Here is a 20,842-nt window from a genome sequence, read left to right on the forward strand (position 1 = left end):
CCCATTCATCAATCATTCACGCCTACCCCAACTTGACTCCGCAACTGCCATTCCCCCGGAACGATATTCCGCATGACCATCCCGCCTTTCTTCCGGAAGAAGAACGGGAAATGTCCCGCCGTTCCTTCATGAAATGGATGGGGGCCGGAGCGGCCCTGATGGGCCTGGCGCTGCCCGCCTGTCGCCGCGTGGAAAAATACCTGGTACCCTACAACGAAGGACCGGAATGGTCCGTCCCCGGCGTGGAAACGGCCTACGCCACCTGCCTGTCCCGGGGAGGAAGCGCCCAACCCGTACTGGCGGCATGTTATGAAGGCAGGCCCGTCAAGCTGCTGCCCTCCCTGCAATACCCGGAAGGGCCCGGGCTGACGGCCTCAGTGCAGGCCTCCATTCTGGACCTTTACGATCCCGGACGCAGCAGGCACGTTCTCTTCAACGGCAAGCAGGCGCCGGAAGATGAATTCCGTGGGGCTTTTTCCTCGTGGTCACGCAATTTGAAGGACGGCGGCCGCATCGGCATCCTTCTGCCTCCCTCGGACTCCCCGCTGCTGCACTCCATGCTGGAGGAAATCAGGAGGAAGAACCCCCATGTCCGCACATACGCGTATTCCCCCGTTCCCACTCCCGGCGCCGCCATGCAGACGGCTCTGCCGGACGGCATCCGCTTCCGCGTCCGCTTCGCGCGCGCCAGACGCATCCTGGCCCTGGACTGCGATTTCCTGCATGAAAACCCGTACGGCAATACGCGGGAATTCATCGCGGCCCGTTCTCCGGAAGGGCTGAATTACAAGGAGGGCAACCAGGACCGCACGCGCCTGTACGCCGTGGAAGGCCGCGTTTCCCTCACGGGAGCCTATGCCGACCACCGCCTTCCCGTATCTCCGGCACGCCTGGAATTCTTCCTAGAAGAACTGCATTTCCATATCCGTAAAAAAACATCCTCTTCCTTCGTTCTGCGAGAATCCCGCCTGCCCGCCTTTCCCCTGACCAGCAGGGAACGGGAATGGATTGAACAGTGCGCGGAGGATCTGTGCAGCCATCCGGGGGAAAGCCTGGTCCTGCTGGGAGAATCCCGCCCGGAGCTGGCTCCCCGTGTCTGGGAAATCAATCAAATACTCGGGGCCATCGGCCCGTGCATCCAGCTTCTGGATGCCCCCGGCCCAGCCCCGCGCGGCACCTTGGACGATTTCATCCGGGACATTGAACGGAAAAAGGTGGACATAGCCTTTCTGCTGGATGCAGGAAACCCCGTGCTGGATGCGGAACAAGGAGCCGCGCTGGCCGCCGCGCTGGCCCAGACGGAAAGCATCCACCTGGGCATGTACGAAGACGAGACTTCACGCGTCTGCCGCTGGCACCTGCCAGGAGCCCATCCTCTGGAATCCTGGGGAGTGGAACGGGACTGCCGCGGAAGGTACTGCTACCGCCAGCCCGTCATGCTTCCCCTGTACGGAGGCATATCCGCGGAAGAAGTCCTCTCCGGGCTGCTTTCCACCAAGGGCCAGCTCATCACGGCTGACAACTCGCCCGCTCACCTCTCCCCCGTTTATCACCGCGCGCGCAAGTGCTTTGAACGCGCCGTCAACCCGGAAAACAAGACCGCCGCATGGACGCAGGCCCTCCAGCGCGGCTATTCGGAAGAGACCGCCTATGCCCCCCTGTCGCCGCAGGAGGAGACGCGCCAGGCTGAAGCCCTGGCAAAAGCCTCTTGTTCAGCCTCTCCGGCCTATGGATATTTTCTTTTGAAAAAGGACATGCTGGAGCTGCAATTCCTTCCGGACTACTGCATCGGAGACGGCCGCTGGAAGCGTAACGCCTGGATGCAGGAATGCCCGGACCCTGTCACGGGCGTGAGCTGGACGGCCTCCGCCCAAGTATCCCCCGCTACCTTCCGCAAATTGGGCGGCAGGGACTCCACCCCGGCCCTCTGCGTCCTTGACACTCCCGCCGGACGGACGGAAGCTATCCTGTGCCCCATTCCCGGCGTGGCGGACAACCTGATCGTCTTCCCTCTGGGATACGGCGGCATCAACCCTGCGGCGGAGGGGCAGGAACATTCCAACGGATACGCTTTGAAAAACCGCACGGGGCATTCCCTGAAATCGGACTCCGGGGTCTTCGAGTTTCAGGAAATCCCAGCTTCCGGGGAACAAAAGGAACAGCTCCCCCCCGCCAAACCTGAAAACAAAAAAACCGTACTTGAAGAGACAATAACTTTTCACGGTTACGGCATTTCACTGACGCAAATAACGCTGCATCCCCTTCCGGAGCGGACGGAAGCCATCCAAAGCCCGGTGGTTCAGCCCTCCCCGTTCACGAAGCTTTCCGGAAAAACATCCCTCCCCTTTGCTTCCCCACGCGCAGACACCGTCTATCAATGGAAAATGGCCATTGACACGTCACGCTGCATCGGCTGCAACGCGTGCCTGGTGGCCTGCCGGGCGGAAAACAACATACCCGTGGTCGGACGCGACCAAATGGCGAAAGGGCGCGCCCTGGACTGGATACGCATCGACAGGTACTTCACGGACACGGGAGCCATGACCGCCATACCCGTGGCCTGCCAGCAATGCGGCAGGGCTCCGTGCGAATCCGTCTGCCCGGTCAACGCCACCGTCCACACCACGGAAGGGCTCAACGCCATGGTGTACGCCCGGTGCTGGGGAACGCGGTACTGCGCCACCAACTGCCCGTACAAGGCGCGCCGCTTCAACTTCTTTGACTACGCCAGGGCATCGGAACAAGCCACGCACCTCCAGCGCAACCCGAATGTGACGGTCCGCTCCCGCGGCGTCATGGAAAAATGCACCTATTGCGTCCAGATGGTGGAGCGCGCCAAAATCCGGCACAAATCCCGTTTGATGAAGAAACATCCCGGGGAGCCCTCCACCTCCATCCGCATCACGGACAAGGATCTGCTCCTGCCGGACGGCGCGGCGCAAACCGCCTGCCAGCTTGCATGCCCAATGGGCGCCATCACCTTCGGCAACATACTTGATCCATGCTCCGCAATTTCCCGCGCCAAATCCCTGCCGCGCCACAGGAACCTTCTCCCCGCAATGGGCACGGAACCCGGCACGGGATATCTGGCCCCGGCAAGAAACCCCAACCCTCAAATGGGAAAATGACCTGTTTGTGTCCTCAGCAAACTACTGACGTTTTTCTCTATTTCTTTTTATCAAGAACAGAAAAGGCAATGGCATCACCATCTGTTTTCGCGACATCTCCTTCCACATAAAAAACGATAAGTTCAAAAGAAATCATGATCCATTTTTTCCCCTCAGGAAGAGGAAACGGTGCAATATGTAACACATCGGGATAAATCGGCAATGGAGCTTCCCCTTTAGGTGGCTGTATACCTGCCACAGGCAAAGAAGATTTCCATTCATAAGTTCCCATCGGCTGTCCCTCCTCATTGATATCCGGATTAATCTCCCCTTTTGAGAAACAAATCATCGTTTCTCCATTCCAGCTTTCATCAAAATTTGCCGGATCGTTGATATCATTGAGCTTGACCTCCGGGAACATTTGCAAATGTAATTGCTGCTCCGCCCTTGTAGGAGACATGATGCCGAATAATGCACAACAAACGGCTAAAAATACAATTTTATTCATAGATCTTAATTATTTTTATTGATTTTGTTTTTCCAGAAAATCATGCATGGCCTGAATTTCTGCTTCTGATTTCTTTCCAGGAAGATATTCTTTCCAATCAATTCCCAGCCTCTTCATTAATCTCGTTTCTTTCACGGAAAAAGGAATAGTCCGTGGAGCGTAGGGTGACCAGTTCCGAGACTGATAGAGCGGATATTTATCCTGCAGCGCAAACCATGACTTCTTCATGATGTACTCAAATTCTTCCGCGTCCCGGACATACGCTATTTTCAAATCCCAGCGCAAATTGTAAAGGAGACTTTCATGGAGCGTTTCTTCCTTCTCTGCATGCCTGAACAGGGAAAGCATTAATTGATGAAAGTTCGGAATCATAGCTGCGTCATTGCAGCGTTGGTAAGCTTCGGATAATTCACGGTACAGGATGTTGATTTCCGAATCCTCCAACACACGTTTTTGAGGATAGATGCCGGCATACTCTATCAATCCTTTCGTACAAACTGGATGATAACTCTTTGCCTTAATAACGGGACTAATAAAAATGCCGTTCCAAATAGTGTTGAAGGAGCCGTTGCGTACAACCCTTACATAGTAGGCCTTCCCTCCTTCCATAATGAAATTCTTGTAGACTCCGTGCCTCGTAAAATAGTTTACCCTGGCACGGGCCAAAACTTTTTTCGATACCATATCCAGCATCTCCTTTTCCGGCAGTAAATAATGCCAGGCGGAAAACACCTGCTGATTCAAATTCCTTGGAATGGAACTTTGGCGAACTTCAATCAGAAAATCTCTTTTAGCCGTCGCCTTTTGATGCCCATTGGGATTGTAAAAATACAAGGACACCAAAAACCTTCCTTCCGGCAAAACAATTTTGGCCCAAATATCAGGCCCATCAAAAGAAGAAGGATAAACCTCTCCATGATCATCCCATTCCGCTTCAATCCGATTACAAATTTCCGGACAAAAAAGCACGTTCTTTTTCTCCGGAACTCCCGCCCAATGACACCATCTTCTCAAACTATCCTTAGGATAACGGTGATATCCCATCGCTCCTCTTACAGAAATGAAGACACCAGGATTATACACTACATCGCTGGGGGAATTGATAGCGCACAAATAGGCATAGGACTGTCCATACCGTTCACACCAATTCCCAAGCGTAGACCAATCCTCCCCTTGATAGACGCAACTCTGTGAAGACTTTTCAACAGCTTTGCAGCTCTCCAAGCCCTGTTTGATCTTTTGAAGAGAAACGATTTTTTCTTCCCCGGGAAACGCTGAATCATGAAGTTCCGCTACCGGCAGCTTCTTCCATGTTTCCGCGCCTTTTTCCAGGCACACAATACCGCCGCCATAAGTTCCTCCCAGCACTGTCCCATCTGCAAGTTCAGCAATCGCCGTAACATAGGAACAGGGTATGGGATGATTCCTGCCTCCGTCATAGCATTTTAGGACTTTGTTTGTCTTTGGATCCAGTAGAGCGGCCCCTTTTTCCCGGAACCCTACCCATAAACCGTGCTTCGTTTCTGCAAGAGTGGTCACGTAATCTTCACTGAGCAATGCATTAGCGGGAAATTTCTTTTTACCCTCTTTCGTCCTGGCCTTGTACACTCCCCTGTTTTTATCCTGATAATCCCTACCTCTTAAATAGGTCCATTTCCCCGTCACCGACCGGAAGGCGAGGCCATTACAGGTTCCTACAATGATGGAGCCATTCTTGAGGGACAAAATGGCATTGCACAAATTGGAAGGCAATCCCTCTCCGGAAGAATTTTCCGGTTGCCGGATATATTGATTCCTGTCCCAATACCAGGGAGCCTGATGATGCGTCCACTGGAACTTTCCCTCCTTTCGGGTTCTCATGCCCACGCCTCCACAGGAATAAGCCAGCCACAGTCTTCCCCTGGCGTCAAACTCCAGCGACTGCACCTGATCGGAATACAAACCATTGCTGCGGTTCAGGCAGTCCCACCTTCCTTCCCGCGAATCGTAAACCGCTACTCCGCCGGAAGTAGCTACAGCCACTTCCCCGGTTACGGGTGATACGGCTATGTCCACGACGCGATCGCCCGGCAACGCATTTTTCCGGTCATATATTTTCCATTCCTTTCCATTGAAGACGGCGACGCCTCCATTATCCGTCCCGACCCATATACATCCCTTTAAATCCTGAGCTACGCATCTGAAATCTTCCATTTGAGGAAACCCCGGAAAATAATCCATGCGCAACCATCTGCCATGACCTCCGCGCATCCCGGATTCCGGTTCCAGCCTGTAAACACAGGCTCCCTCTCCCACCACCCATAAGGAACCATCCTTCGCCGCCAGAACATCCGTTACAAATTTGACAGGACACGAAGGAAATAAAGAAGAAAGTTCTTCCCCTTGTGGTTCTTCCTTTCCGGAAACCGTTTCAAAGGCTCCAAGACAGAGGAGGAAAATTAAATAAAATCTTGTTAAAACCTTAATGATTCCATAGTTCATAAGAAATTATCAATTATTTCTAATCATTAGAATAATTCCATGAAAAGTCAATATGATTTAAAAACTTCTATCTCCGCCTGTACACAATAAAGCCGCTCCCCCACATGGAAGAAGCGGCCTTACAGTTGAAGGTCTTTAAAATCTGATTATTTAGTCTTCCACAATTTGCTCAACGGTCGTAATGGTTTCTACCACTTCAATGTTGGCGGCAGCGGCAAAGTTGTTCACCGCCTTGAGCAGGGCGGGCGTCATGAGCTTGTCCTTCTGAATGCGTTGGCAATTTTCCAGCAGGTCCACGATGGTATCCTGGACATCTCCATTAAGTTTGGTAATCCGGATAGCCTGTTGGGAAGTGAGCTTCACATTTTCCATGGACTTGTCCAATTGCTTGGCCTTCTGAGTCAGAGCATCGAGCTGCTTGATGGCGATAGCGACCGCCGTATTGTCCTTCACGTCGTCCAGAACCTTGTTGGCGGACGAAATCAGGTCGACATTCTGCTTAGCCAGCTCTACGGGATCGACCGCATTCTGGGCCATGGCGGAGGCGGAGCATACGATCGCCACCACGGGGAGTATTTGATACGTTTGAATCATTGTTTTATCGGTTGTTCGGGTTAAAAGAAGAGGTGTTCCTCTTTGCATCTTTAGATTCATTCCAATACACAAACCGTTGCAAAACGTATTTGTCATACACTCCTTACCAACTGGCGGCAAAAGGATTGCAGATGATAATATTAATTGGCGACCCGCTTCATTTCACCGCTTTCTAACAAAAAGCGGAGGGGGCGGTATTTGGCGGATTTCAAGTCCGGGTCTTCCGTCAGAATAGCTTCCGCCAGCTCCCTGCCGCGGTGGATCAGCCGGGCGTCCAAAAGCCATTCCTCAAACCGCACTCCCTTCAGACCGCTCTGGGAAGTTCCCAGCACGTCTCCCGGCCCCCGGAGTTTCAAATCCTGCTCCGCCAGGTCAAACCCGTTGGACGTGGTTTCCACAATGTGCAGCTTTTCCCACTGTTCATCTCCGGGCTGGGCTTCCGTCATCAGAATACAGTAGGACTTGTGCGCTCCGCGGCCAATGCGCCCGCGGAGTTGGTGAAGCTGGGAGAGGCCGAAATTTTCGGCATTATTGATAATCATCACCGTAGCGTTAGGCACGTCCACGCCCACCTCCACCACCGTGGTGGAAACCAGCACGCTGGTCCGGTTGTCCCGGAAATCCTTCATGACGGCCTCCTTCTCCTCCGCAGGCATCCTGCCGTGCAGCAGCCCCACATCCACATGGGGCAAGAGAGCCTTCCATTCGTCCAGCTCCTTCGTCACGGCCTTTCCCTTCCGGGACTCCTCCCCGTCAATCAACGGGGAAACCACGTAAATCTGCCTGCCTTCCTCCAGCTGCTCGCTGACGAATTTGACCACTTTCTCCCTGTCCTTTGCGGTGCGGATGGCCGTCACCACCTTTCCCCGGCCTCCCGGCACGCCGTCCAGGATGGAAACGTCCAAATCCCCGTAAAAAGTCAGGGTCAGCGTCCGGGGAATGGGGGTGGCCGTCATCACCAGCACGTCCGGCCTTTCCTCCCGCGCAATCAGCTTTTCCCGCTGATTCACGCCGAACTTGTGCTGTTCGTCAATCACGACAAGGCCCAGGCGTTCCGGCACGTTCTTCCCATAAAGCAGGGCGTGCGTTCCCACCACAATGCCGCCCTGACCGCCGAATGAAATGTGGGATTCCTCCTTCCTCTCCGCCGTCACCAGGGAAACGGGCACATCCAGCTTGTCCAGCATCTGCCTGAACTTCAGGTAATGCTGTTCCGCCAGAATCTGGGTGGGAGCCATCATCACGGCGGAATACCCGTGTTCCACGGCCAGAAGCATCGCGCACAGCGCCACAAGCGTCTTCCCGGACCCCACATCCCCCTGGAGCAGCCTGTTCATGGAACGGCGGGCCTTCATGTCCCGGTAAATCTCCCGCACGCAGCGCTTCTGGGCTTCCGTCAATTCAAAAGGCAAAGACGCCGCCAAATCCCGGACCAGGAGGCTGGAATTCGCAGTCTGCATGCCGGGAACCGCCTCCGCACGGCGGCGCCTGTAAGCCACGTTCAACTGCTGGGCCAGGCACTCTTCCAGCGCAAAGCGCCGCCTCGCCTTGTCCCGCGCTTCCGCGGAACCGGGAAAATGGAGGTCGCGCAGCGCCGTCTTGCACGGAACGCCGGGCACAAATTCATAAATCTCAGGTTCCGGTTCCGGAGACAACTGCTCCAACGCCTCCCAGACGATCTCCCGCAGCCTGCGCACGGGAATGCCCATCCTGCCGCTGTACACGGGCACGATGCGGTTCAGGTGGATGGAATTGTCCTCCCCCTCCCGGATCAACTCGAAATCCGGATGAACCATGCTCAACTTCTTCCCGTAGGGCTTCATGCGCCCGTACACAATCATCTCCTGACCGGCGCACAGCATCCGGGCAATCCCCGGCATGCTGAACCACAGGCAGGAAAAACGGGCATTCCCCAGGGACTGTTCATCCTCCAGAACGGCTTCCACGTACCTGCCGCGCCCCTTGCCGCCCTTCCCTCCCCAGCCTTTCCAGCCTACGTCCACCACCCGGCCGCGGAGGCAGACGGGCGCGCCGGAGGACAGGGAATCATAACGGTCGAACATCCGGCGGTCCTCATACCTGCGGGGCAGCATGAACAGCAGGTCCCGTACAGCGGCCATTCCGGCCGCCTGCATCGCCGCCAGTTCCTTGGGACGGATGAAGGAGCAGGTCTCCAGAGGGGATGTCAGAAGCAAATTTCCGGCCATTGTTCCAGGCGCTTTCCTCACAACTCATGCACCAGGCGGCCCGCATCAATGCGCCGCCGGAGCGGGCTTCGTTTCCAGGCAGCGCCTGTAATAATCCACGCGGGACACAAACCAGCTCCATTTATACCCGGGCCTGCCGTTGGTCAGCAGGGGGGCGGGACAATTCTTGCCCGTCCAGTAATAATGGGGCACCACATTGCGGAGGGGAATATTGTACTGCTTCATCAGCACCGCCGTCAGCTTGGCGGAACGGTTCCAGGTCACGATGGGATTGTGGGACCGGACCTCCCCCATCTCAATGCCGATGGAATACATGTCACCCGGGCCGCCGCGGTCCGCGTGCCGCCCCGTTTCATTCAGGGGAATGTGCTGGATGGCGTGGTACTGGTCCACGGTGAAATGCCAGTTCAGGGAGCCCATTGCCCCCCTTTTCAGGGCACGGGAATGGGCGGCTGCGTCCCCGGTGGGATTGGCCGTGCTGTGGATAGTGATGAAGCGCGGCTTCATGGAACGGGCCGCGCGGCGCGCGCGCGAGCGCGGGGACATGAAATCCCGCTCAATGCGCACTTCCCCGGCCATCTGGGACATGGTGCGCGGCACGGGGGGAGCATTACTGATCCTGAAGCTGATGGCGGGAGGCCGGGAAGTATCCGAACACGCCGCAAACAGAGCGGGAAGCACCAGAAACGCCGCTTTTGCCATCAACTTTCTAACATTCATGATTCTTCCCTAGACTATCCGGTGCAAGCTGGCAAGCAGATTTCCAGTCAAAACAGGCTTTTTATCTTCCGCAGGACGCACAAACGCGAAAAAGGCACCGGATGGAATCCCCGGTCTCCCACTCCCCCTTCCAAATGCAGACAACACATTCCCCTGCACCGGGTTTGCCTTCCTGGAGAAACAAAACCGTCGCGCAAAAAGCCGCACGGGAGACTTGCCAACAGCCATTTCCGTGCATACACTATTCTCACCATGAGTACCACTCACGAAGCAGCTAAGAAGTGGGTCGAAGAAATCGCCCAGCTTTGCCAACCCGACTCCATCTATTGGTGCAACGGCTCTCAGGAAGAAAATGATGAGCTTTGCAACATGATGGTAGAAAAGGGCACCTTTATCAAACTGAACCCCGAGAAGCGTCCCGGATGCTTCCTCGCCCGCTCCACTCCCTCGGACGTGGCCCGTGTGGAAGACCGCACGTTCATTTGCAGCGAGAAGGAAGAAGACGCCGGCCCGACCAACCACTGGGCGGACCCCGCTGAAATGAAGGCCAAGCTGAAGAGCCTTTTCCAGGGCTGCATGAAGGGCCGTACCATGTACGTCATCCCCTTCTGCATGGGTCCCCTGGACTCCCCGCTGGCCAAGATCGGCATTGAAATCACGGACTCCCCCTACGTCGTGGTCAACATGCGCATCATGACCAAGATGGGTGCGGAAGTTCTCAAGCGCCTGGAAGACGAAGTCAAGGGCGGCGGCAACCCGAAGCGCGACGGCTACGGAACCTTCGTTCCCTGCCTCCACACCGTGGGCGCTCCCCTCGCAGACGGCCAGATCGACGTGCCGTGGCCCTGCAATGAAGAAAAGTACATCTGCCACTTCCCGGAAACGGAAGAAATCTGGTCCTTCGGTTCCGGTTACGGCGGCAACGCCCTGCTCGGCAAGAAGTGCCTGGCCCTGCGCATCGCCTCCGCCATCGCCCGCAAGAACAAGTGGATGGCTGAACACATGCTCCTCCTGGGCATTGAATCCCCGGACGGCACGAAGGCTTATGTGGGCGGCGCATTCCCGTCCGCCTGCGGCAAGACCAACCTGGCCATGCTCGTTCCCCCCGCCTCCTACCGTGAAGCCGGCTGGAAGACCTCCATCATCGGTGACGACATCGCCTGGATCTGGCCCCATGAAGACGGCACCTTCCACGCCATCAACCCGGAAAACGGCTACTTCGGCGTGGCTCCCGGCACGTCCTACAAGACGAACCCGATCGCCATGGACACCATCAAGGAAAACGTCATCTTCACCAACGTAGGCCTGACCGACGACGGCGACGTCTGGTGGGAAGGCATGGACGGCCCCGCTCCCGCCCACGCCATCGACTGGCAGGGCAATGACTGGACCCCGGACTGCGGCCGCAAGTGCGCTCACCCGAACGCACGCTTCACCGCTCCCGCCGCCCAGTGCCCGACGATCGACCCCGAATGGCAGAACCCGGAAGGCGTTTCCCTCTCCGCGATCCTGTTCGGCGGCCGCCGCGCCACCACCATGCCCCTCGTCTTCCAGTCCCGCGACTGGACGCACGGCGTATACGTCGGCGCTACGATGGGTTCCGAAATGACCGCCGCCGCCTTCGGCAACATCGGCCAGGTCCGCCGCGACCCGATGGCCATGCTTCCCTTCATCGGCTACAACGTGGGCGACTACTGGCAGCACTGGCTGGACATGGGCAAGACCGTTGCCAATCCTCCGCTGATCTTCAACGTGAACTGGTTCCGCAAGGACAAGGACGGCAACTTCATCTGGCCGGGCTTTGGCGACAACATGCGCGTCCTCGACTGGATCCTCCGCCGCGCCAAGGGCAAGGCGGAAGGCCAGAAGACCGTGCTGGGCGTCTCCCCGACCTATGCCGAACTGGACAAGACCGGTCTCGACTACAGCGAAGAACAGTTCAACGCCAACATGGCCCTCAACCCGAGCGAATGGCAGGCTGAACTGGAAAGCCAGACCGAACTGTTCGACAAGGTGGGCAAGAAGCTCCCGGCCGAACTGGAAGAACAGCGCCAAATCCTCATCAAGAGCTTCTCCTAAGCAGAGAAACTCTTGACTGAGCGTCAACTCAACAGCAGAGGCTGTCCCGTCTACGGGACAGCCTCTTTTTTATTCCCCCTCATCTTCTCAAAATGCACTTGGGGACCGCGGCAGGCACGCTCAGACGGCATGGTCAAAAATCTCTGCCAGTTATCGGCTTCCCATTAAAAGATGGCGGGTAGCCACGTCTTTCCATCTACAGGCGCGTGGCGAATGAAAGGCGTAAAGAGCTGCAATGAGATTCTATGAACAGAAAAAATAAAATCATTTTCCGCCTGAATATAATATTCAGCATTTTTTGGGTTTGCAGCTCTATGTGGACTTGAAACGTTATCTTTATTTAGGGTTTTTCTGAAAGAAAGAAATGGGGAAATAGGTATAGTAGGGAATAGGTTCAACCATGCGTTTCATGGGTTTTTATGGCCGCGGCACATGTTGAGGAGCCATTCCCGGTATGATGCCGCGCTCACTTATCAACCCCGGATTTATCTGGGACGGCTTGAGTAATGACGGATAACAATATAAATAGCCGGCGGCCTGCCCGCCAAAACGGAAATGTCCGGTATCTGGATACAACCTCCCGGAAAAAGAAAAAACCACGGTCAGCGGTTTAAGGCGCCTTTACGTCCTGAAAGAGCGCTGCCGGGCGCTCAAATGGAAAATTGCCCTGGAAGAAAGCCTGAATTAACTCAAAAAAGAAAGATCCCCATTGATGAAACGGTTACCGCTATTGCTCTGCATCCTGCTGACGGGCCTTGTTGCTCCCGTATTCGGCAAACTGGACGGCACCTACATGAATGAGGCCGGAATGACCCTGAAAACGCCCCATGCCGCATGGGATGAAAAAGGCGAGCTACCCCATAAGAAAATACTTTTTATCATGCAGCAGACGGCCTCGCGCGAGATCATTGAGCTGGTCCAGCGCTTCCCGGGCTTTGAATATGAAGTGGTTCTCACAGCCAATGAACATAGCATCGGAGCGGATGATATTTACAGCAATCCGATTGCGGGGCTGAGCACCGCCGACAAACGCCAGGAACTGGCCGCCAAACTGGCAAAGGATTATGATCTGGTGGTCGTGGCAAACGTCGATTTTGCGATCCTGCCGGATGAGCAGAAATTCCGCCTGATGTCGATGGTGCGGAACGGAACCGGCCTGGTCCGGATTCAATCCGGCGAACCCTGGTCCGAACTTAAGAAACTGCCTTATAAAAAACCATACGCCAAGCCATTGCCCCGGCCGGAATGGGTTGCCGGAAGCAGCAGCCTTCCCGGAACCAGGCCTAAAAATTTTGAATCGCGTATTTTCAACGCCTGGCAGTTCGGCAATGGCCGGATCGTTGAAGTCGATTACGGCGCGGGCTACCGGCCAGGAGTGGGGCTGACGCCGTATTTCAACTACACCACGGACTGGTTCTTCCTCTATGAAACGTCCCAGGCTTTTCTGGCCCAGGTGCTCTATTACGCCAGCGGAGTGGAACTGCCGCCATTCTCAGTACGGCAGGACAACGGCAAATTTGCCGTGACCCCTCCGGAAAAAACCGTTGCCGAGGGCCGTATCCGGCAGGCGGATAATTCCGTTATCCGGAACAGCCTTGATTTCACGAACCTTCCGGCGGGAAGATATACCGCAGACGTATTGGTCCGCCGGGATGGCGCGCTGGTCAACTTCGGCGCCTTTCCCTTTACGGTGGAATCCGCTTTCGGGGCCGTATCAGTGGAAACGCCCAGGCTGGTGCAGGACCGCGGCCCCTTCTCCGTCACGTTGAAACTGGCTTCATCCGCGCAGGACGGTTATTCCGCCAAAGTGGAGCTGATGGACGCACCCTACCGTAATGTATGGTTCAGCAAGACCCTTCCTTTGGAAGCCGGAAAGAAAGAGCTTTCATTCGACCTTGAAAATTACCGGATGCCGACCATCGGCGGTTATCTGCGGTGCACCGTTTACGATGCCCGGGGCAATGCGGCACATGCTGAAAATCCGGTGATTTTCCCGGATTATTCTCTGGAGGATTATCTCCAGCTTACCTGGGGCCAGGTTGGCTGTACCTTTAACCCGGCCTTCGGGGAACGGATCATCGACCGCCTCGGCTGGAACGTATCCCTGCAATTTTTCACCAAGGGAGATATTGAAAACGCCCTGCGGAACGAAAAACTGTGCCCGTATATCTGCCGGATCGGGATGGAAGCCGGGCCGAACAATGAAACCAGGGTATTGCGCAAGCTGTGGTCCGAACAGAAAGAAAATATGGAGCAACTGGGTACGTTGAACGGTGACGAATCGTTCTACCATCCATTGGTCCGGAAACTTTGGAGCAACGATCTGCGGCGCCAGGCAGAATACCTGAAAGACCTGAGCCCTGTGCTGTACAACCTGGGCGACGAGAATTTTTACACCTACGAAGCCGGGTTCGGAGAATCGGATAAACAGCCGTTCGCCGATTTCCTGCGGTGGAAGTACCAGACCATGGAAAACCTGAACCTTGAATACGGCGCCTCCTACTCCAGCTTTGGGGAAGTGCCCCACTTCCGGCTGGACGCGGCCAAAAAAGAGGGAAATCTGGTCGCCTACAATGACCACCGGGAATATATTGAAAAAATGTATGTGGACATGCATCACTTCCTGGCGGCGGAAATCAAAAAGGTTCATCCCGGAGCCCGGGTAGGCGCGGAAGGCTCCCCTCCCGGCAACCTCGAAGAAATGATCAAGGGGCTGGACTTCTGGGGCCCTTACAGCGGCATGCAGGAGAACGAGGCGCTGCGCGCATTCGGCGGGAACCGGGTCCGGACCATCTGGTGGGGCGGGTACTGCTCGGAGCGTTCATCCTATCCGTACAAACTTTGGGAACACCTGCTGCAGGGAGCGATCAACGGCCACGCCTGGTTCCTGATCAACCCCGCCCTGGGAGAAACCAGCCATTCCGGGGATCTCTCCGAGGCGGAATACCTGCGCCAATACATGCCCTATCTTGATGACTTGAACTACGGCCTCGCACAGCTGCTGATCAAAACCCCGTTTCCGGATACCGGCATCCTGTTCTACTACAGCCACACCTCCAATTCCGCCGCCCAGGCGGACAGCCGCTGCGTCAAGCCGGACGCCAGCATGAATCCGCTGCTCCGGTATTGCTACCAGCGCGGGCTGGGCTTCAATTTCGTCTCTCCCAATACCCTGGACCGCCTGAAAAACGCACGGCTCCTCTTCCTTTGCGGAGCTTCCTCCCTGAGCGACAAAGAGTGCGCGGCCATTCTGGATTTCGTCAAATCCGGCGGCACCGTACTGGCTGACGCCAATATCGCGCTCCTGAATGAAAACCTGAAAAAACGCCCTAGGAACCCCTTGAGCGAACTTTTCGGGAACCTGACGTTCGACCAGGCTAAAGAGCTTGAAATCCAGCCTTATGAAAGCACAAGCGGCGCCCTGGCCCTGGCGGGAGAAAAGGCCCATGCAGTCCACGGCAATCCGGGCCTGCAGCTCCGCAAGGCCGGCAAAGGAACCACCATCCTGCTGAATGCCTCCCTCTCCGTTCTGGAAAATAATTCCCTGCCCGGCTCCTCCCTGAACACGTTCCTTGACCAGGTGGTGAAAAACGCCGGCATCCGTCCTCTGGCCGTCATCCCCGATTTCAGCAACACCCTGATGGTCCGTCCGCGGCAGGCCGGAGAATTCGAACTGCTGGGCGCCCTAGGCCAGGAAAAGGACCTCGGCAAATCATTCACCGCCAAATTGCCGAAAGAAAAATACATCTATGAATGCCGCAAGGGACTGGTGGGGAAATCAGACAAGCTTGTCTTTAAATTCTCCAATGCGCCGTTCCGCTGCTTTGCCCTGTTTGACCGGGAGCAGCAGCCGCCCGTGGTAACCGCTCCGTCCCAAGTGGCAAAAGGCTCCCGGGCCCTGCTTAAGATTTCCGGACCGGCCAATCCCCGGGAACGCGCGTACCGGATTACGGTAACGGCCCCGGACGGCGGGGAAATTCTGCACCGCAGCAAAACCATCTACGGCAAGACGGAATACCCGCTGGATTTCGCCTTCAACGATCAGCCCGGCGTATACCGCATCTCCATTGAAGACGCAGCCACAGGCTTGAACACCCAACACGAAATAGAGGTAAAATAATCATGCAGAAACTCGCCCTGACCGTACTGGCCGGATTGTGCATCACACTGCTGTACGCCGCCCCCTCCATTGAAAAGAAAGAAGAGAAACTTGACCGCAAGGGAACTCCCGTCCTCGTGACCCGCCATACCGTCAACCTTGGCAACGGAAAAATCAATTACCACACCGTTACCAATCCCAATGACAACAAGCCCATTCAGCAGGAATGGGGGGATTTCAGATTCGGCATCGAGTACTGGAGAAATCCCAATACTCCCGGAAGCTGGAGCCCCGTCAATTTCCTTGCCGTGATCGGCAAGGACGGAAAAACACTGCTGGACCGGAAAGTCGCGGAAAAAATTGACACCGTGGAAAACGGCCAGATGGAAATGGCCGTCTTCACGTTCCGTCCGGAAAACAGTGTTCTGGACGTCAGGATAGCGCAGTTCAAGGACCGCCCGGACTGGCTGTTCGTCAAGGTCGCTTATCCCGGACAACTGTATGAAGTATGGGCGTCGCCGGTTCACGGTTACGGGAAGCCGGAACTGGAGTCGCAATACGCCCTGAAAGAAGGAGCCGGGGAAAAACCATGCGGAAAGCCGGACTGGATTCTGACGAAAACAACCGGGGGAAACGGGGTAATGAACTTCAACCGCTATGCTTACAAGGAATTCGGCACTTTCATCGTTTTTGAGAAAGAATCCCTCCGCCAGCTCCGGATTCATGGAGATGACATCAAATTCGAGCTGAAACCGGAGTCGGACAGCTTCAGTTTTGCCATAAGTTATTTTAAAGACCGGAAGCCGGAGGAGGTCCGCCCGGAATTCTTCAACGTGACGGTTCCGGAAGTGGAAAGCTTCCTGAAGTCCATCAATTGGAACCCGGTCCCCGACCGGAAGACGTTTTCAGAGCTTGCAGATGAAACCCGGAAAAATATCTCCATCCTGAAAGAGGACGGCGGCCATGCGGCGGACTATGAAAAGAGAGTGAACGAGCTGGAAACCGATTTTGCCGAAGCGCCGAGTTTTGAAACTCTTGCCGCCCTCCGCAAACTGAATACGGAGATCATCAAAAAGAATCTTGAAAACCTGTAAAAACACAGCGTTCATCCCGGTGAAGGATATCAACATGAAAATTGTCCTGCAGTAACCGGAATGCAAAATTCAAGGTGTTACATGGCTGGCAAGGAAATTGGTCATGAATTCATTCGGCCTTCTCGGCAGATATTCATCAGTGCCGTGGCAAGATATCCGGCAGAATTTCTTGAGGAGAGGAGCGGGATTTTTTTACCGGACAAGAAGAGAATGCGGTCTATCTATATTCGGTTTAAGGGATATGGGGAAAGCAAGGGAGAACGGCTATATGCTCCAGTTGAAAGCCAGGGCCGCGGATCAATGCTATTGAAAGGCCGGCCTGTTGGACGCCGGAGGCGCTTTTCCTACCGGCTGATTCCATGATAGAGGGAGAAACAGGGCCGGCTATGTTCCAGGCGGCTTTGTGCCAGGTAAAATGATCCCAGATGCGGCAAAGGCTTGCGCCGCTCCTGTCCGCGTCAGGAAAATTCCGGGGCTTCGCCCAGGGCGATGACAGTGGCGGCGGCGCTCAGGCGGGAATGGGTCATGGTCAGAAGCCAGCCTGTAATGCTCTGTTCCCGCGCTGTCACTCCGGCGGAGCCGTGCAGGAGAATGGACGGAGCTCCCGCATCATTGCGCACCACTTCCACATCCGTGAAGGCGCATTTTTCCCCGATTCCCGTTCCCAGGGCCTTCGCCACGGCTTCCTTGGCCGCAAAACGGGCGGCGAGCCGCGGTACGGGGTCCGCGTGCTTCCGGCAGTAGGCCCATTCATCCTGCGTGCAGATACGCAGGGCAAACATCTCTCCGTTCTTCTGCAGGGCCTGGCGCACGCGGTCCAGGTCCGCCAGGTCCATTCCCAGTCCCACGATGCGGTTCATTTCCTTTAAAAACGGGAGGGATTAAGAAAAAGGCTCAGCTCAGGCGGTCAATCGCCTGGCGCATTTCTCGCACGGCCTGTTCCAGCCCCACAAACAAGGCGCGGGAAACAATCGTATGGCCGATGTTCAGCTCATGCAGGTGAGGCACGCCGTTCATCAATTGCTCCAGATTCTGGTAATTGATGCCATGCCCGGCGTTCACTTGGATGCCCAGGGAATGCGCCAATTCCGCGGCGCGTTTCAAACGGGCCAGTTCCGCGGTGCGCTTTTTTCCGTCGTTGTTGGCAAAACACCCGGTGTGCAGCTCAATCATGGGCGCGCCGAGGCGCGCGGCGGCTTCCACCTGGGGCAGGTCCGGATCAATGAACAGGCTCACCTGAATGTCGTTGTCCGCCATTCTGGCCAGGGTAGAAGAAAGCTCCTTTTCATGGAATACGGCGTCCAGGCCGCCTTCCGTCGTGATTTCTTCCCGCTTTTCCGGAACCATGCAAATATAGTCCGGTTTCAGTTGGAGGGCAAAATCCACCATTTCCGGGGTGTTCCCCATCTCCAGATTCAGGGGAAGGGCCACGCTCTCCCGCACCCTCAGGGCGTCTGAGTCCTGCATGTGGCGGCGGTCGCCGCGGACGTGGATGGTGATGGAATCGGCTCCGCCCCTCTGCGCCGCATAAGCGGCGTCCAAAACGCTGGGTTCCACGTTGAAGGAATCAAGCATGGTCGCATAGCGGGCCTGCCTCAGCGTGGCGATGTGGTCTATATTTACACCTAGCAACATATGGGTCTTAAGACAAGGGAACGGAGCCGATCATTCAAATTAATGGAGGAAATGGCGGTGCCCGGTGAACACCATGGCGATGCCCGCGTCGTCCGCGGCGGCGATTACTTCCTCGTCCCGGATGGAACCGCCGGGCTGAATGCAGGCGGTGGCTCCGGCGTCAATGGCCACCTGGAGTCCGTCGGCAAACGGGAACATGGCGTCGGACGCCACAACGCTGCCCTTCAGGTCCAGGCCGGCCTGCCCCGCCTTCCATACGGCGATGCGGGCGGAATCCACGCGGCTCATCTGCCCAGCGCCGATTCCCAGCGTGCGGTCCGTGCCGCCGAAGACGATGGCGTTGGAATGCACCTGCTTGACGACGCGCCAGTTGAAGCGCATGGCCGTCAGTTCCTCTTCCGTCGGCGGACGCTTGGTTACCACCTTGGCTTCCAGGTTGTCCAGCCCCATCACGTCCGTATCCCGCTTCATGGTCATGAAGCCGCCGGGAGCGGAGCGGATGATGGGTTCCTGGCGGGACTTCATCCAGGCTTCCGTATTCATGCGGATAATGCGGCAGTTTTTCTTCTTCTGCAGAATGGCGCGGGCTTCCGCGTCATATTCCGGGGCAATGATCACGTCCGTGAAAATGGCGCTCAGCACGCGGGCCAGTCCTTCCGTCATCGGACGGTTGATCACGATCACGCCGCCGAAGGGGGCCTGGGTGTCCGTCTCAAAAGCCTTCTGCCAGGCGTTGCGCAGGTCTTCATCGTCCTGGCCCACGCCGCAGGGATTCGTGTGCTTCAGAATGCCCACGGTCGGGCGGCGGAACTGGGTGATCAGCTCCGCAGCGCCTTCGATGTCCAGCACGTTCGTGTAGGAAAGCTCCTTGCCCTGGAGCTGGTGGAAAATATCCCCGAAATTGCCGTACAGGCTGGCTTCCTGGTGGGGGTTGTCGCCGTAGCGCAGTTCCTGGTACAGGGGAGCGCAGATACAGAAGCTGCCCTTGGTGCTTTCCGCGCTCTGGTGGCCCAGGTAATTGGTGATGGCGTTGTCGTAATTGGACGTGCGCATGAACACCTTTACCGCCAGGTTCTCGCGGGTCTTGAGAGTGGTGTCTCCCTTGTGGGTCTGCATTTCATCCAGAATGCGGGGATAATCCGCGGGATCGGAAACCACCGTGACGGACGCGTAATTCTTGGCGGCGGAACGGAGCATGGACGGGCCGCCGATGTCGATCTTTTCAATGGCTTCCTCCAGTGTCACGTCCGGCCTGGCTACCGTTTCTTCAAAGGGGTACAGGTTCACGCAGACCAGGTCGATGGGCTTGATGCCGTTTTCCTTCGCCTGGCGGACGTGCTCCTCATTGTCGCGGCGGTGCAGCAGGCCGCCGTGCACCATCGGGTGCAGGGTCTTGAGACGGCCTTCAAACAATTCCGGTTCCCCGGTGTAATCGGAAATTTCAATCACCGGAAGCCCCAGGCTCTTGAGGAAAGCGGCGGTGCCGCCGGTGGAAATCAACTCTACTCCAAACTCGTGCAGGCCCTTGGCAAACTCCTCAAGGCCGGTTTTGTCGGAAACGGATATCAATGCGCGCTGAATAGCCATAAGATCAAATATCTGAAATGAAACCGCTGCGGACTCTCCCCGACGGGAGCGGACGCGACAGGTGCGGTCCCTTTCCCTACATACTAGCGCTTCGTGAAGCAAGCGCAATGTCACGCATCATGACACCCTTCTGCATTTTTCATCCGGAAACGGAAAAAAAACTCCCTTTTTATCGCTCTTGTCTTGACATTGGGCCGAATACTTACTAATTCAACCGCTCACAAATAACCATTTCTTTTTAGCCATGGCAACGATGGAAGTAATTCTCGCAACAAAAATTGAAGGACTCGGCGCGGAAGCCGACCTGGTGACCGTTAAGGCTGGCTATGGCCGCAACTATCTCATCCCTCAGGGTCTTGCCCACGAAGCAACGGCTTCCAACCGCCGTTTCATCGCCAATCTTCAAGCTGCCCGCGCCAAGCGCGAAGCGGAAGAGCTCAGCGCCGCCCAGGAAGTGGCCGCTAAGATCAACGGATTGACCGTGGACCTCGTCCTCGAAGTGGGCCAGGGCGGCAAGGCGTTCGGCGCCATCACCAATCAGAACATTCACGAAGCCCTCACCGCTCAGGGCGTGGAAGTGGACCGCCGCGCGATCGAACTTGAAAAGCCGATCAAGAGCGAAGGCGAGCACGCCGTCGTGATCAAGGTTCATCCCCAGGTGGAAGCCAGCCTCAAGGTGGTCGTCAAGGAAAACGCCTAAGCGGCGACATCTTCTTTCCTTTTTCCGGAAG

Annotated in this window: 13 protein-coding genes; 5 read left to right on the top strand and 8 right to left on the bottom strand. The window is 56.2% G+C overall.

Annotated features, from left to right (window positions below; translation table 11 throughout):
* Positions 1–32 precede the first annotated feature (32 nt).
* Complete coding sequence (locus tag V3C19_RS09495) at positions 33–3,128, top strand: 4Fe-4S dicluster domain-containing protein (protein ID WP_295932460.1); 3,096 nt, start codon at positions 33–35, stop codon at positions 3,126–3,128.
* Between the two features lie 37 nt (positions 3,129–3,165).
* Here the strand turns inward: V3C19_RS09495 and V3C19_RS09500 are convergent, their stop codons facing one another.
* The 5 genes from V3C19_RS09500 to V3C19_RS09520 all read right to left on the bottom strand — a co-directional run bounded on the left by V3C19_RS09500 (position 3,166) and on the right by V3C19_RS09520 (position 9,617).
* Complete coding sequence (locus V3C19_RS09500; RefSeq protein ID WP_295875900.1) at positions 3,166–3,615, bottom strand: hypothetical protein; 450 nt, start codon at positions 3,613–3,615, stop codon at positions 3,166–3,168.
* Positions 3,616–3,630: 15 nt separating this feature from the next.
* Complete coding sequence (locus V3C19_RS09505; RefSeq protein ID WP_295932462.1) at positions 3,631–6,096, bottom strand: hypothetical protein; 2,466 nt, start codon at positions 6,094–6,096, stop codon at positions 3,631–3,633.
* A gap of 150 nt (positions 6,097–6,246) precedes the next feature.
* Positions 6,247–6,690, bottom strand: coding sequence for a hypothetical protein (locus V3C19_RS09510; protein WP_067571778.1), 444 nt, complete (start codon positions 6,688–6,690; stop codon positions 6,247–6,249).
* Between the two features lie 140 nt (positions 6,691–6,830).
* Complete coding sequence (gene recG / locus V3C19_RS09515) at positions 6,831–8,897, bottom strand: ATP-dependent DNA helicase RecG (protein ID WP_295875908.1); 2,067 nt, start codon at positions 8,895–8,897, stop codon at positions 6,831–6,833.
* Positions 8,898–8,942: 45 nt separating this feature from the next.
* Positions 8,943–9,617 (bottom strand): N-acetylmuramoyl-L-alanine amidase, encoded by a 675-nt coding sequence (locus V3C19_RS09520; protein ID WP_130084424.1) that lies wholly within the window; start codon positions 9,615–9,617, stop codon positions 8,943–8,945.
* Between the two features lie 252 nt (positions 9,618–9,869).
* Between V3C19_RS09520 and V3C19_RS09525 the strand changes: the two genes are divergently transcribed.
* From V3C19_RS09525 to V3C19_RS09535, 3 genes are all read left to right on the top strand, one after another.
* On the top strand, positions 9,870–11,696 hold the full coding sequence (locus V3C19_RS09525; protein ID WP_295932467.1) for a phosphoenolpyruvate carboxykinase (GTP): 1,827 nt from the start codon (positions 9,870–9,872) through the stop codon (positions 11,694–11,696).
* A gap of 712 nt (positions 11,697–12,408) precedes the next feature.
* On the top strand, positions 12,409–15,816 hold the full coding sequence (locus tag V3C19_RS09530; RefSeq protein WP_295932469.1) for a hypothetical protein: 3,408 nt from the start codon (positions 12,409–12,411) through the stop codon (positions 15,814–15,816).
* A gap of 2 nt (positions 15,817–15,818) precedes the next feature.
* Positions 15,819–16,889, top strand: a complete 1,071-nt coding sequence (locus V3C19_RS09535) for a hypothetical protein (protein WP_295932471.1) — start codon at positions 15,819–15,821, stop codon at positions 16,887–16,889.
* A gap of 458 nt (positions 16,890–17,347) precedes the next feature.
* Here V3C19_RS09535 and acpS read toward each other — a convergent pair whose 3' ends face one another.
* From acpS to purH, 3 genes are read right to left on the bottom strand one after another with little or no spacing between them, the layout of a single operon-like run.
* Positions 17,348–17,749, bottom strand: a complete 402-nt coding sequence (gene acpS, locus V3C19_RS09540; protein ID WP_295932474.1) for a holo-ACP synthase — start codon at positions 17,747–17,749, stop codon at positions 17,348–17,350.
* Between the two features lie 34 nt (positions 17,750–17,783).
* Positions 17,784–18,524 (bottom strand): pyridoxine 5'-phosphate synthase, encoded by a 741-nt coding sequence (locus V3C19_RS09545; protein WP_295875920.1) that lies wholly within the window; start codon positions 18,522–18,524, stop codon positions 17,784–17,786.
* 39 nt (positions 18,525–18,563) lie between these two features.
* Positions 18,564–20,111: a bifunctional phosphoribosylaminoimidazolecarboxamide formyltransferase/IMP cyclohydrolase gene (gene purH, locus V3C19_RS09550; protein WP_295875923.1), complete on the bottom strand. Its 1,548-nt coding sequence runs from the start codon at positions 20,109–20,111 to the stop codon at positions 18,564–18,566.
* 244 nt (positions 20,112–20,355) lie between these two features.
* Between purH and rplI the strand changes: the two genes are divergently transcribed.
* Positions 20,356–20,811, top strand: coding sequence for a 50S ribosomal protein L9 (gene rplI, locus V3C19_RS09555; RefSeq protein WP_130084429.1), 456 nt, complete (start codon positions 20,356–20,358; stop codon positions 20,809–20,811).
* Positions 20,812–20,842: the final 31 nt, after the last annotated feature.

The organism is Akkermansia sp. AE01SA01 (assembly GCF_036417395.1).
Lineage (GTDB): Bacteria > Verrucomicrobiota > Verrucomicrobiia > Verrucomicrobiales > Akkermansiaceae > Akkermansia.